Genomic DNA, 12,791 nt, shown 5'->3' with positions numbered 1-12,791 from the left:
CGTTGTCATAACCAGTACCTTTGTTACACACCGACGTTGAAGGCTTGTTTCTGCCCCTGCGCGGCAGAGCTCGACGGCATAATCGTTTTACGCTGCCCCGACCCCATGCGTCCGTCGATATATTCCCAAAGTTTGATGATCTCGTTCGCCGAACGGGTCGCCTTTGGAATCTCCATGACCGTGCGCCCATCGATCATCGACGCGGCAAAATCCGTCCGGTGATGAATGATAGACGGCGCAACCGTGCCATGCTGCGACAATGCAAACGCGGCCTCGGTGGTCAGACGCGCCCGTGGGGTTGCGCCATTGATCGCGAAGACCAGGGGTTTGCCGAGATTTTCGACCAATTCGACCGTGGCGCCGGCCGCGCGCAGATCGTGCGGGCTGGGCCGGGTCGGGATGAGGATGAGATCGGAAACATTGACCACATCCGCGATCGTCTCCGTAATCGCCGGCGGCGTGTCGATCACCAGCAGCTTGATCCCCGCGTCACGCATCCGCTCAACATCTTGCGCCAGCCGTGAGACATAGGTGCTCACGAAAACCGGCGTCTCGGACTGGCGCTCGTTCCACCAATCGGCCAAGCTGCCCTGAGGATCCGTGTCGACCAGTGCCACTGGACCGGCGCCACTCCTTTCAGCCTGCACAGCAAGGTGACCCGACAAGGTCGTCTTGCCGGACCCGCCCTTCTGGGAGGAAATTGCCAACACCCGCATTGATATCACGCTCCTTTTCCGCGCGGACCCTCGTAGATCCGCTGGCATGTCCCGGTTCCGTGCGTTCGAGCCGCAGAGCCGACACTCCTGATTCCGCCGAAATTCGCCGATGCAATGCCCCACAACCTACTGGTTTGGTTCGTCACAGTCGGGTTCCCTTACGATATTAGAACTGAGCCCTTAAGAAGGCGTTACTATTCAAACGCGTAGAGCTAATAACCGGCTCCAGGTTTGAATACAATTTTAGTTACCCGACCTCTTTATTTTCTATTTATTGTATTTTTCGTCAATATATTTAAATTGATGTTTTTATGTGAGAAAACATTCGTCAAATTGTAGACAAAATTTTGCATATAATCGAAAATGAGCAGAATATACTTCGCGAAAGTCGCAGAAGACTTCGAATCAGGACGATGACAGCGTCACATCAAGCAGGAAAACAATTAAATGGCGAAAGAAACGGCAATCACAGCGGTCAAAGCAAAGCTATTCGCCGTTCCTCTGGCCGAAGTTCTCTCGGATGCCAAACACGGCGAGCACAGCCACTTTGAGTTGATAACGGTCACCGTGACGCTCTCGAATGGCCTCGAGGGCATTGGATACAGTTATACGGGAGGCCGGGGAGGGCACGCGATCCTGGCAATGATCGAGCATGACCTGGGACCGCAGGTCATCGGCCGGGATGCAAGCGCGATTGAGGAAATCCACGACCATATGGAGACCTACATCCATTACGTCGGTCGCGGGGGCATTGCCTCCTTCGCAATTTCAACCATCGACATCGCACTGTGGGATTTGTGTGGCAAAACGAAAGGTCTGCCGCTATCGGTCATGGCCGGCGGTGCCGCCACGACCGCCAAGGCCTATTGCGGCGGGATTGATCTGGGCTTCAGCAAGGACAAGCTGCTCGCCTCCGTCCAAGGCTATCTCGAGCGCGGCTTCAACGCGGTAAAAATCAAGGTCGGCCGGGCGGAACTCGCCGAAGATCTCGAGCGTGTGGCGGCGGTGCGCGCCCTGATCGGCCCGGATGTCACCTTTATGGTTGATGCCAACTACTCCATGAGCGTCGAACAGGCCATCACGGCCGCAAAAGCCTTCCAGGCTCATGATATCTTCTGGTTTGAAGAGCCTATTGTCCCGGACAACTACCAGGGCTATGCCCGGATCGCGGACGCCACGGGCATGCCCCTTGCCATGGGCGAAAACCTGCACACGCTTTATGAGTTCGAGTTTGCCTTCGCCCAGTCCAAGCTCTCCTTCATCCAGCCCGACGCTTCAAACTGTGGCGGAATCACCGGCTGGCTTCGCGTGGCGGAATTGGCGAAGAAGCATGGAATACCGGTCTGCAGCCACGGCATGCAGGAACTCCACGTCAGCCTGCTGGCGGGGCAAGACCATGCCGGTTGGCTGGAAGTCCATAGTTTCCCGATCGATCAATATACGACCCGCCCCCTCGTCGTTGATAACTGTCTGGCGGTCGCCCCGGACTGCCCCGGGACTGGGGTAACCTTTGATTGGGAGAAGCTGGCACCACACCGACGGCCGAGTGCGTCCGGGTCGTGATGCGAATGGACTACTGTCGCGTTTCGGCAGGTACATGAAGATTTTCAATACTTATGTAGAGAGTCAGTGGTTCGTGACGCTGACTCTCCTCATGCGCTCCATCCGGCTCGACTCTCCAAGATTGTTTTTTTCTCATTTTTTCATTTGAGTGAAACAGCTATTCAGAGCGAAGTTATTTTGGGTTGTTCGATGGAGTTTTTTCGGTCCAAAAAGACAGCACATCTAAAAAATATTTTGTCAGGAGAGACCATAAAATTCGTTATATTTCAGATGATTGCGGTCGAAACACCAGAATCACCCGCAAAGCCGCCAAGGAAATTTTGCCTGGCTTGATTCAAGTCAATTCAATCTGTCCCGCCTTCGCGCATTCTCCGGGGATAGCTACCCGCAAATGTAGTTTTGCGGGACCAGCGGCGTTGGGTTACGACGGTCCGCTATGGATACTATGGGAAAATAGAAAAAGACACGAAATTCAATTTATATTGTATTTTCTGCCCACTTTTTTCTATTTTATAATAATATCACTACTATTTCGTGTATTTACTCAATATTAAACCCTAAATACGACACTCCAATACACTGAAATCGGCCAAGCGCTGGCTTCATGCTGGACTATGAAGATCGACCTCCCGGATACCTGCAGGAGCAGGCGAAGAGAGCAGTGATTTGGGCTTGGGTTCAAACCGAACGCGGCCCCCCTGTCATTGAAAGCGTGCCCCGTCCTGGCCGATCAGAGAATGAAGCGCCCAACGCGCTCTAAACGATCTGGTTTTCCGTGTAACAATCCTGGAGTCTCCTAAGGTGCTCAAAAATATCAAGATAAAGCAGCTCGGCATCGGTCTCGTGATGGTGCTGCTTTTGGTGTCAGCGATCAGTATTGCCGGCAGCATTAAAGCGATCGGCGACGGCAACCACCTCAATGCAACCTGGCACAAATTCGACGAGGGACCCGCGTCGAAAACCGCCGTTCTCGCAAACCTGCGGGACGCTATCGGCTATGGCGGCGTCATTCACCAGTTCAAAAACTATGTCTTGCGCAAGGATGCTCCGCGGATCGAAAAGATCAACGCCCGGCTCGACGACCTGGCAAGTTCCATCACAGCTTATAAGGCACTGGGGGCTAACAGCGCTGAAGAACAGGCGCTTCAGACGATCGCGGATGTCTTCGCGCAATATCGTTCAGCAGTCTCCGTCGCCCAGGGCATGGCTGAGCAAGGCGCAACGGCGCAAGAGATCGATCAGGCAGTCAAGATAAGCGACAGCCCGGCTCTCGAAGCTCTCGCGGTTCTGGACCAGGAACTGATGACCGCACGTGAGCAAAGCGCCAATGCCGTAGACGCATCTGCTGCAGATCTCATCAACATCCTCACGCTGTCAGGCGTAATCCTGGCCGTAGCCATGCTGCTGTCGATCGCTGGATTGCTCTGGTTCATGCAGGCACGCCTCTTAAAACCACTCGACCTTCTCTCTTCATCCATGCAGAGCCTTGCCGAGGGGGACAGCGACGTCATGGTTCACGGCCAGGACTGGAAGGACGAGATCGGTGTCATGGCCCGGACCATTCAGGTCTTTAAGGACAACGCCATAGAGATGAAAAACCTTCAGCAGCGCCAGGAAGAACGGGATCGCCGCGCGCATGAAGAAAAGCGTGAGGCGACGCTGGGCATGGCAAACGATCTTGAGAGCATCGTCAAATCCGTGGTCGATCAGGTGGGACACGCCGTTGATAAAATGCAGGGAACCGCTGCCGCAATGAGCACCAGCGCCGATCATACGGCGGAGCAGGCGAACACCGTTGCCGCGGCGTCCGAGCAAGCCAACACAAATGTGCAGACCATGGCCGCCGCAACAGATCAGCTTGCCGCCTCGATCCAGGAAGTCAGCCGCCAGGTCAGCGGCGTGACGGAAGCCGCAAGCAGCGCGACCAAGCAGGCGCAAAAAACCAGCGAGACCGTCGTCGGACTGGCAGAGACGGCGCAGCGGATCGGCGATGTCGTAAGCCTCATCAACGACATCGCGGAACAGACCAATCTGCTCGCCCTCAACGCAACCATCGAGGCCGCACGAGCCGGTGAAATGGGCAAAGGCTTTGCCGTTGTTGCGTCGGAGGTCAAGTCCCTGGCCAGCCAGACCGGCAAGGCAACCGAGGAAATCGCGCAGCAGATCAAGGACGTACAAGTGGTCTCCGATGAAACCGCGACAGAGATCGGATCCGTTGTCGGCGCGATCGAGCGCATTAACGAGCAAATCACCGCGATCTCAGGCGCCGTGGAAGAGCAGAATGCAGTGACCTCCGATATCGCTCGCAATACCCAGGACATTGCGAGTAGCAGCAGTCACATCTCGACCACCATCGGCTCGGTCAACGAAGCTGCGACAGCGTCAAGCCATTCGGCGGATGAGGTGAAATCGACAGTTGGGGAACTGAGCCAACAGTCGAAGACTCTGGCCAGCGAGCTCGACCGTTTCCTGGAGAACCTCAGAGCGGCGTAAACCGCAAGCAGCTATTGCCTGGAGCAGGTTTTTCTCGATTGGGGCTGTCGTTGAAACAAACGGCGGCCCCAGTCAATTCCAGTACAATCCGCCCATTTGCGATCCACCAAATTCGCAGCCCGCAATCCGCTTCTTTATCCGGCCATACTGAAATTGGGGATTTCGTCAGACCTCGGGCAGGCTCTGGTCCATCTGCCGGGCGGGCTGGTCGCAGCAGGTACCCACGATCTTGCCCGGTACGCCAACGACGGTGCAGCGCGGCGGGACGTTGATCAGGACCACAGAGGCCGCACCCACTTTCGCACACTCGCCGATTTCGATGTTGCCGAGAATCTTGGCACCGGCACAGATGAGGGCGCCGCGGCGCACCTTGGGGTGACGATCGCCGCTGTCTTTGCCGGTGCCGCCCAGGGTCACGTTCTGGAGCAGGGATACGTCATCCTCGATGACGGTGGTCTCGCCGATCACAACGCCGGTCCCGTGATCGATCATGATGCCCCGCCCGATCTTGGCGGCCGGGTGAATATCCAAGCCGAAGACCTCAGAGATGCGGTTTTGCAGGAACAGTGCCATGGCATGCCGGTCGTTGTTCCAGAGCCAGTGGCCGAGGCGGTAGCACTGCAGGGCATGGAAGCCCTTGAAGTACAGCAGAGGCTCCAGGTGGCTGGTGCAGGCAGGATCCCGGTCGAGAACCGCCATGATATCCGCCCGAATCGCCGCGCCTATGTCGGAATCTGCAGCAAAAGCTTCGTCGAAGACCTGCCGCAGCAACATTGACGGCATTTCGGTGCTGCCAAGTTTTTGAGCCAGATGGAAACTCAGGGCCTGTTCCAGACGCTCATGGTTCAGCAGCGTGGAATGAAGGTAGCCGGCAAGAGCGGGCTCCTTGGCAACCATCTCGATTGCTTCCTGACGGATATGCGCCCAGACGGGATCGCAGGTCGCAAACCTCTCAGCCGTACGTGACATCGATGGTTCCTCTCTCGCGTGCTGCTCAACCTTGATCCGGACCCTAGCAGAATCCGAAACATTATTCAAAATCAATATATTAGTTCTTTAGGCCCATGCCTCACGACTTTCGACGGGACCAAACAGTCTCGTCCGCGTCAGACGGTGATCTTGTGGTAACGTAAGAACTTCAGCATGCAAATCCAACAAAAAACGCTGTTGAATAGGGTTACACGTCCTGCAGTCGTCAGGCAGCGTTGATCGGCCAGGCGTTAAAATCAGCCGTTGAGAGAGAATTATGAGCGAAGAGATCATCAGGAGTGTCGCGGAACTGCAATCCCAATACGGCCCGCCCGGCGATTTGGCGGTGGATAAAGAAATGACCTCGCTTGATGCGCATTGCCGACGCTTCATTGAACTCTCGCCCTTCGTGGTCATCGCCACCGCGGCGGCAGACGGTGCGGCAGACGCCTCACCACGAGGCGACGCGCCTGGTTTCGTGCAGATTCTCGATGACAAACACCTGCTGATCCCTGACCGCGCCGGCAATAACCGGCTCGACAGCCTAAAAAACCTGGTCGAAAACCCCAACATCGGGCTGCTTTTCTTCGTCCCGGGCATGAACGAAACGCTTCGGCTAAACGGAACCGCCCTGCTGACGACCGACCCAAAATTGCTGGAACCGATGAGCGTCAACCGGAAGCCGCCCCGCAGCGCTCTCCTGATCACCGTCGATCAGGTCTTCCTGCAATGTGCTAAAGCCCTCATCCGCTCCAAACTCTGGGCGCCGGGCAGCCAGATCAAACGCAAGAGCTTCCCGTCGCTGGGTAAAATTCTGTCCGATCAGGTGGACGGCGTGAGCCAGAATGAAGCCGATCAGTTGATCGAAGAGTCTCAGCGGATCCGGATGTACTAGCCCGATACACCAAAAAGCTAAGTATCGTGCTCCGCCGGGAAACGCGTTGCCTGAACCGAGGCCCGTTGACCCATTGTGCCGAACCACCGGGAGAGTTTCGAACATTCTGACAGCATGACGGATCCGCGAGGCGTCATTTGCAGGTAGGTAATCATGGGCAAAGCCCAGATATCCGCGAGGGTCAGATCGTGACCTGAAAGGTAAGCCCCCGCATCAAAGCTCTCCAGCACACGCAAAACGTTCCGGGCTTCTGCTATCGCCTCAGCCGACAGGGGCCCTCGTTCCTGATCTTCAACCCAGATCCCCCACACAAGCTTTGGATAAGCGTAGTTATCCAGGATGCGCATGAGTTGAAGACAGCGTGCACGGGTGAGAGGATCGGCCGGGAGAAACCTCTCTTGCTTGGCTAGCGCGACCAGATACTGTGCAATGGCATCGGTTTCGAACAGTCGCACATCGCCCTGTTCCAATACCGGTATCTTGCTGAAAGGATGCAGCTCGAGATAGCCCGCCGGCAGGTTTTCCTTGTCAAAAATATCCAGTTCGATGAAATCATAGGAAAGCGCACACTCTGCCAGAATCAGACGGGCGATACGTGTGTAGACGCTGTAGGATGCCCCGTGGAGCCGGATGCGTGTCATAATGCGAACCTCGTTTCAGCACATGACTCTCTGTCAATGTGAGTGGGGATGCAACCCGGCCAGCGCGCCCACGCCAGTATTCTGTAGCAGCCCAAGCGTTACACCGGTTTTGGCCGGACCACATATACCGAAGTACAGGGATTGAAGAGGCAGCGCAATTCGGCGCCCCTCTCCTCGACCGGCTCATGTTTTGATGGAACCACAATGCGGTTCCATCTAAACCTGATCCGATCTAAGGATGCGATCAAGTCAGCGAGGGAGGGTTTCGCGGTTCAGCCGAAGTCTTCAAACTGATCGATGGCCGCTCTATCGTAGCCCTTGCTCGCGACGAGAAGCTGGCGGGTATATCGCTCGGCGGGTTGACCCCGCGCAAGATCGTCAGCCGTAATCTCCTCGACCACCTCGCCGTTGCGCATCACCGCAATACGGTCACAGATGTGCGAAACCACGGCAAGGTCATGACTGACCAGCACAAAGGTCAGCGAGAGCTCTTCGCGCAATCGCATCAGCAGGTTCAGCACCTCCGCCTGCACCGATACATCGAGCGCCGAGGTCGGCTCGTCCAGCAACAAAATTTTCGGCTTCAGGATCAGCGCGCGGGCAATCGCGACGCGCTGACGCTGTCCGCCGGAGAGCTGATGGGGAAAGCGGAAGCGAAAGCCCTGGCCCAGACCGACCTGCTCCAAGGCTTCATCGACCCTGGAGCCGGGCTTGTCGAGGCCCTGGATCGCAATCGGTTCCGACAAGATACGATTGACCGTGTGGCGCGGATGCAACGAACCATAGGGGTCCTGGAAAACCATCTGCACGGTTTTGTAAAAGGCGTTCGAACGCCGCGCGCTGGGCTCCAAGGCCTCGCCATCGATCGTTATTCCGCCCTCCCATCCGGTGGCCAGACCGCAAAGAGCGCGCAGCACCGTGGACTTCCCCGATCCGGACTCCCCCACAAGGCCGAAGGATTCACCCACCGCAATTTGGCAGCTGACGTTTTTCACCGCATGGACACGATCCGCGCTACTGCCGAAGACAACACTGAGATCCTGAATATCGATCATCATCACAAGAGCCAGTCCGGATCACGGGTGAGCACCGGCAGGTCTTCATGACGGGAGTCGATCTGCGGCAGACAATTCAAGAGGCCGCGTGTGTAGGGATGCTGTGCGTTGTGAAGCTCCGATGCCGCAAGCTCCTCCATCACCTGTCCACCGTACATCACCAGAATACGATCACAGAAGGAAGCGACCAGGTTCAGGTCATGACTGATGAAGATCAACCCCATGCCGCGCTGGCTGACCAGATCGTCCAGGATCGCCAACACCTGAAGCTGCACCGTGACATCGAGCGCCGAAGTCGGCTCGTCCGCGATCAGCAGATCGGGATCGGTGATCAACATCATGGCGATCATGATCCGCTGCCCCATTCCACCCGAGACCTCATGGGGATAGGCCCGGTATACGCGCTCCGGGTCGCGGATCCGGACCGCCTCCAGCATCTCCAGCGACTTGGTCTTGGCGAGAGATTTGGAGACCCTGGCATGTGCGCGATACGCCTCGCGGATCTGCCGCCCGACGGTCATGACCGGATTGAGGGAGTACTTCGGATCCTGCATGACCATGGAGATCCGTCCGCCCCGCAGCTCGCGCAGCTGCCGGTCGGGCGCGTTCAACAGGTCAGTGCCGTCAAAGCTCATGGCCTTGGCCGTGACCCGTCCGGGCGGCGGCGTCAGGCGAAGCAAAGCGCGGCCGGTCTGGGACTTCCCGGATCCGGACTCCCCGACGATCCCGAGCTTTTCCCGGCCCAGGTCGAAACTGACCCCACGCACGGCCTCGACCACACCCTTGCGGGTGTCGAAGGAAACACTGAGGTCCCGGACCGAAAGCAGCGGCTCGCTCATCTCAGTCTCCGCTCTTTGGGTCGAGGACATCGCGCAGACCGTCGCCCAGCAGATTGAAGCCGAGACTGACGATAAAAATCGCGATCCCGGGGATCGAGGCCAGCCACCACTGGTCCAGCAGGAACTTCCGGCCAGAGGAAATCATCGCGCCCCATTCCGGCAGCGGTGGCTGTGCCCCGAGACCAAGGAAACCCAGACCCGCCGCGGTCAGAATGATTCCCGCCATATCCAACGTGACCCGCACGATAATGGATGAGGTGCAGAGAGGCACAACATGCCCCCAGATCACCCGCCAGGAGGAAGCCCCCTGCAAACGGATCGCGGCGATATAGTCAGCACGCCGAATGGTGAGTGTCTCGGCCCGCGCGATACGCGCATAGGGCGGCCAGGAGGTGATGGCGATGGCGAAGATCGCATTCTCAATCCCCGGCCCGAGGGCCGCCACGAAGGCCAGGGCCAGGATCAGGCGCGGAAAGGCCAGAAAGATATCGGTAATCCGCATGAGAATTTTGTCGACCCAGCCGCCGAAATACCCGGCCGAGGTCCCGACCAGCAGCCCGACCGGCGCCGCAATCACCGCAACCAGCACAACGACATAAAGCGTGAGCCGTGTGCCGTAGACGATGCGGCTGTAGATATCCCGGCCTAGCTCGTCGGTCCCGAACCAGTATTCCGCGCTGGGCGGCAGGAGGCGCTGGGTCAGGTCCGGTGCAATGGGCGAGGCCGTCGCCAGGAACGGCGCAAAGGCCGCCACGGCAACCAGCAGGCCGACAATGATCAGGCCCAACAGCGCCAGGCGGTTTGCCGCGAAATCAAGCCAGGCGTAGTAGGCGCGGCTGCAACTTGCCTGCAGGTGGGATCCGGGATTTTCGCTGGTCAGCCAGGCCTTGAGGCCGGAGCCGGAGGAGGAAGCAAGATCACTCATTTGGCGCGCGGGTCCAGCAGCCGGTAGAGAATATCGGACAGGAGGTTAAGACTGATAAAGACGGTGCCCACGACGACCGTGCCGCCCAGAACCGCGTTCATGTCGGCCTGCAGAAGAGAATTGGTGATGTACTGCCCCAGGCCCGGCCAGGCGAAAACGATTTCGGTCAGAACCGATCCTTCGAGCAGGCTGGCATAGGAAAGCGCGATCACCGTCACCAGAGGCACCATCACGTTACCGAGCGCATGCCGCCAGATGATACGGCTTTCGCTGAGGCCCTTGACCCGGGCCGTGATGATGTATTCCTGGCCGAGCTGTTCCAGCATGAAGGAACGGGTCATGCGGCTGATGTAAGCGAGGCTGAAATAGCCCAGGATGATGGCAGGCAAGGCGATGTGGCTGAGAGCATTGTAGAAAACGTCGATCTCGCCGGCGATCAGACTGTCGACCAACAGCATACCGGTCACCGGATCGACCAGATATTCGTAGGCGATGTCGAGGCGGCCCGGGCCCGCGACCCAGTCGAGCTTTGCATAAAACAAAAGTAAACCGACCAGCCCCAGCCAGAAAACCGGCACGGAGTAGCCCAGCAACCCAAGCACGCGCACCAGCTGATCCTGCCAGCGCCCTTTATTCACCGCCGCCACAACGCCCATCGGCACGCCCAGGACCACGCCGAAGATCGTCCCCATGGTCGCCAGTTCGAGGGTTGCCGGGAAGACGCGCTTGATATCCTCGATCACGGGATTCGCGGTCAGGACCGACTCGCCAAAGTCACCGACGGCGACGTTTTTCACATAAAGCAGAAACTGCTGCCAGAGCGGCAAATGAAGCCCAAGCTCGATCTTGGCCTTTTCATAGGCACTCGCCGACGCATGGTCGCCGACCGCGGCCAGCACCGGATCGATTGGAACGACCCGGCCAATGAAGAAGGTGACGACGAGAAGGCCCAGAAAGGTGATCGCGAGCGTTGTCACCACTCCCAGGACCACCTTGACCGGACGCGGCAGGCGAAGGCGCGCAAGGAGCGCTTCTCCGCCCGCCGCATTATCGGAACGACTAGTCACGTGACTTCCAGGCTGATCAGTCCTTGGTCACCTTGTAGTAACGGTTGTCGTCAAACGCCGGACCGATGATGAAGCCCTTGGTGTCGGCACGCTCCGCCGCGACCTCGATTTCCTGCATCATGATCACGAAGGGCGACGTTTGCTGATGCTCACGCTGCAGGGCCAGATACATCTCGGCACGCTTCGCGGCATCCCCTTCCAGAACCGCAGCGTCGGCCTGTTTGGTCATCTCGGGAATGTCCCATGCATTCCGCCATGCAAGCGGCTTGGACTTGGCATCGTCGCCATTGTCAGGGTTCCGCGCAAAGGTATCCGCATTGGTGTGAGGGTCCTGATAATCCGGTCCCCACCGGCCAATGTAGATATCGTGATTGCGGGCACGGTACTTGGTCAGCGTCTGTTTGCCGTCGCCGGGAATGATTTCCAGTGTGATCCCGGCCTGAGCAAAGGTCGACTGAATGGACTGCGCCATTTCAGTGATTTCCGCCGTGTTGCGCGTATCCATGGTCACCGTGAAGCCGTCCGCAAGACCGGCCTCCGCCAAAAGGCTCTTCGCCTTTTCAACGTCCAGGCTGAAAGGCGTTTCGGTCAGTGCCCCGAGGAAACCCTTCGGCAGGAAGGCCTGGTGGACCGTTGCCTTGCCCTTCATGATCGTCTGCTCGATGCCTTTGTAGTCAACCAGATACTTCAACGCCTGACGAACCTCGGGCTTCTGCAGATGTTTGTTTTTCTGACTCAGGCCGAGATAGTAAACGGCACCCTTCTCGCCCTGGCGGATACGAACGTCATCGTTGCCCTCAAGGCCTGCCAACTGATCCGCACCCAGTTTGCGTGCAATGTCGATGTCGCCTTTTTCCAGCAGCAGGCGCTGAGTGGCCGGCTCTGAAATATGACGGATCACAACCCGCTTCATGGCGGGTTTCTCGCCCCAATAGTCATCGTTGCGATCGAGCACCAAAACCTCGTTGGCCTTCCACTGCCGCAGTTTAAAGGCGCTGGAGCCGGCGTAATTGGTGCGCAGCCACTTGTGGCCCATATCGCCGTCCTGCTCGTTCGCCATGACCTCTTTTTTGTCGACCACCGAGCTGATCGTCGCGGTCAGGCAATAGAGCAAGAACGTCGGCGCGTAGGCCTGATCGGTTTCGATGGTCAGGGTGTTGCCGTCCGCGCGGATCTTGTCTTTCACGTTCTCCGGCGTAAACCCGAACTGGGTCAGAATGAAGGCCGGCGACTTATCCAAAATGATCGCACGCTGGAGAGAGAACGCCGCGTCCTCCGCGGTCAGCGGATTGCCGGAAACAAACGTGATGCCGTCGCGGATCTTGAAGGTGTAGGTCTTGCCGTCCTCGGAAATCTCCCAGCTTTCGGCCACAACGCCGAAGATCTTGGAGACATCTTCAACCTCGTACCCAATCAGACGGTCGTAGGTATTGCCGGCATATTCGGCTCCGGAAAACTCGAAAATCTCGGCGGGGTCGAGCGTGATGATATCGTCGATGGTATGGGCCATCACGAGTGTATCTCTCGGCGTTTCGGCCATGGCTGGAGTCGTGCACGCCAGTGCGGCGATCAACGCCGCTCCCATCAGTCGTCGCATATTTCTGACCTCCTGTTGTTCTGAATCTTCT

Annotated in this window: 11 protein-coding genes; 3 read left to right on the top strand and 8 right to left on the bottom strand. The window is 57.8% G+C overall.

What is annotated here, in order from left to right; translation table 11 throughout:
- Nucleotides 1-23: 23 nt before the first annotated feature.
- Complete coding sequence (locus FKG95_RS06875) at nucleotides 24-716, bottom strand: AAA family ATPase (protein ID WP_142895581.1); 693 nt, start codon at nucleotides 714-716, stop codon at nucleotides 24-26.
- Between the two features lie 447 nt (nucleotides 717-1,163).
- On the opposite strand from FKG95_RS06875, the gene FKG95_RS06870 reads away from it, so the two are divergent.
- Nucleotides 1,164-2,279, top strand: a complete 1,116-nt coding sequence (locus tag FKG95_RS06870; protein ID WP_142895580.1) for a mandelate racemase/muconate lactonizing enzyme family protein — start codon at nucleotides 1,164-1,166, stop codon at nucleotides 2,277-2,279.
- An 801-nt stretch (nucleotides 2,280-3,080) separates the two neighbouring features.
- Nucleotides 3,081-4,772: a methyl-accepting chemotaxis protein gene (locus FKG95_RS06865; protein WP_142895579.1), complete on the top strand. Its 1,692-nt coding sequence runs from the start codon at nucleotides 3,081-3,083 to the stop codon at nucleotides 4,770-4,772.
- 165 nt (nucleotides 4,773-4,937) lie between these two features.
- Here the strand turns inward: FKG95_RS06865 and cysE are convergent, their stop codons facing one another.
- On the bottom strand, nucleotides 4,938-5,741 hold the full coding sequence (gene cysE, locus FKG95_RS06860) for a serine O-acetyltransferase (RefSeq protein WP_142895578.1): 804 nt from the start codon (nucleotides 5,739-5,741) through the stop codon (nucleotides 4,938-4,940).
- Between the two features lie 277 nt (nucleotides 5,742-6,018).
- Here cysE and FKG95_RS06855 point away from each other — a divergent pair, with 277 nt between their 5' ends.
- Nucleotides 6,019-6,636 (top strand): pyridoxamine 5'-phosphate oxidase family protein, encoded by a 618-nt coding sequence (locus FKG95_RS06855; protein WP_142895577.1) that lies wholly within the window; start codon nucleotides 6,019-6,021, stop codon nucleotides 6,634-6,636.
- Between the two features lie 17 nt (nucleotides 6,637-6,653).
- Here the strand turns inward: FKG95_RS06855 and FKG95_RS06850 are convergent, their stop codons facing one another.
- The 6 genes from FKG95_RS06850 to FKG95_RS06825 all read right to left on the bottom strand — a co-directional run bounded on the left by FKG95_RS06850 (nucleotide 6,654) and on the right by FKG95_RS06825 (nucleotide 12,760).
- Entirely contained in the window at nucleotides 6,654-7,277 is a 624-nt protein-coding gene (locus tag FKG95_RS06850; RefSeq protein WP_142895576.1) for a glutathione S-transferase family protein, read from the bottom strand.
- A 272-nt stretch (nucleotides 7,278-7,549) separates the two neighbouring features.
- Complete coding sequence (locus FKG95_RS06845) at nucleotides 7,550-8,335, bottom strand: ABC transporter ATP-binding protein (protein WP_246116709.1); 786 nt, start codon at nucleotides 8,333-8,335, stop codon at nucleotides 7,550-7,552.
- Nucleotides 8,335-9,171, bottom strand: coding sequence for an ABC transporter ATP-binding protein (locus tag FKG95_RS06840; protein WP_142895575.1), 837 nt, complete (start codon nucleotides 9,169-9,171; stop codon nucleotides 8,335-8,337). Before FKG95_RS06840 ends, FKG95_RS06845 begins: the two co-directional genes overlap by 1 nt.
- A gap of 1 nt (nucleotide 9,172) precedes the next feature.
- On the bottom strand, nucleotides 9,173-10,096 hold the full coding sequence (nikC, locus tag FKG95_RS06835; RefSeq protein ID WP_142895574.1) for a nickel transporter permease: 924 nt from the start codon (nucleotides 10,094-10,096) through the stop codon (nucleotides 9,173-9,175).
- Nucleotides 10,093-11,106 carry an ABC transporter permease gene (locus tag FKG95_RS06830; RefSeq protein WP_142895991.1) on the bottom strand — a complete coding sequence of 338 codons (1,014 nt, stop codon included), beginning with the start codon at nucleotides 11,104-11,106 and terminating at the stop codon, nucleotides 10,093-10,095. The genes nikC and FKG95_RS06830 overlap by 4 nt, the downstream gene beginning before the upstream one ends.
- A gap of 73 nt (nucleotides 11,107-11,179) precedes the next feature.
- Complete coding sequence (locus FKG95_RS06825; protein ID WP_142895573.1) at nucleotides 11,180-12,760, bottom strand: ABC transporter substrate-binding protein; 1,581 nt, start codon at nucleotides 12,758-12,760, stop codon at nucleotides 11,180-11,182.
- Nucleotides 12,761-12,791 lie beyond the last annotated feature (31 nt).

It is taken from the genome of Denitrobaculum tricleocarpae (assembly GCF_007004665.1).
GTDB lineage: Bacteria > Pseudomonadota > Alphaproteobacteria > Kiloniellales > Kiloniellaceae > Denitrobaculum > Denitrobaculum tricleocarpae.
The sequence above is the reverse complement of the archived record's forward strand: the minus strand, read 5'-3'. Positions and strand labels throughout refer to the sequence as shown.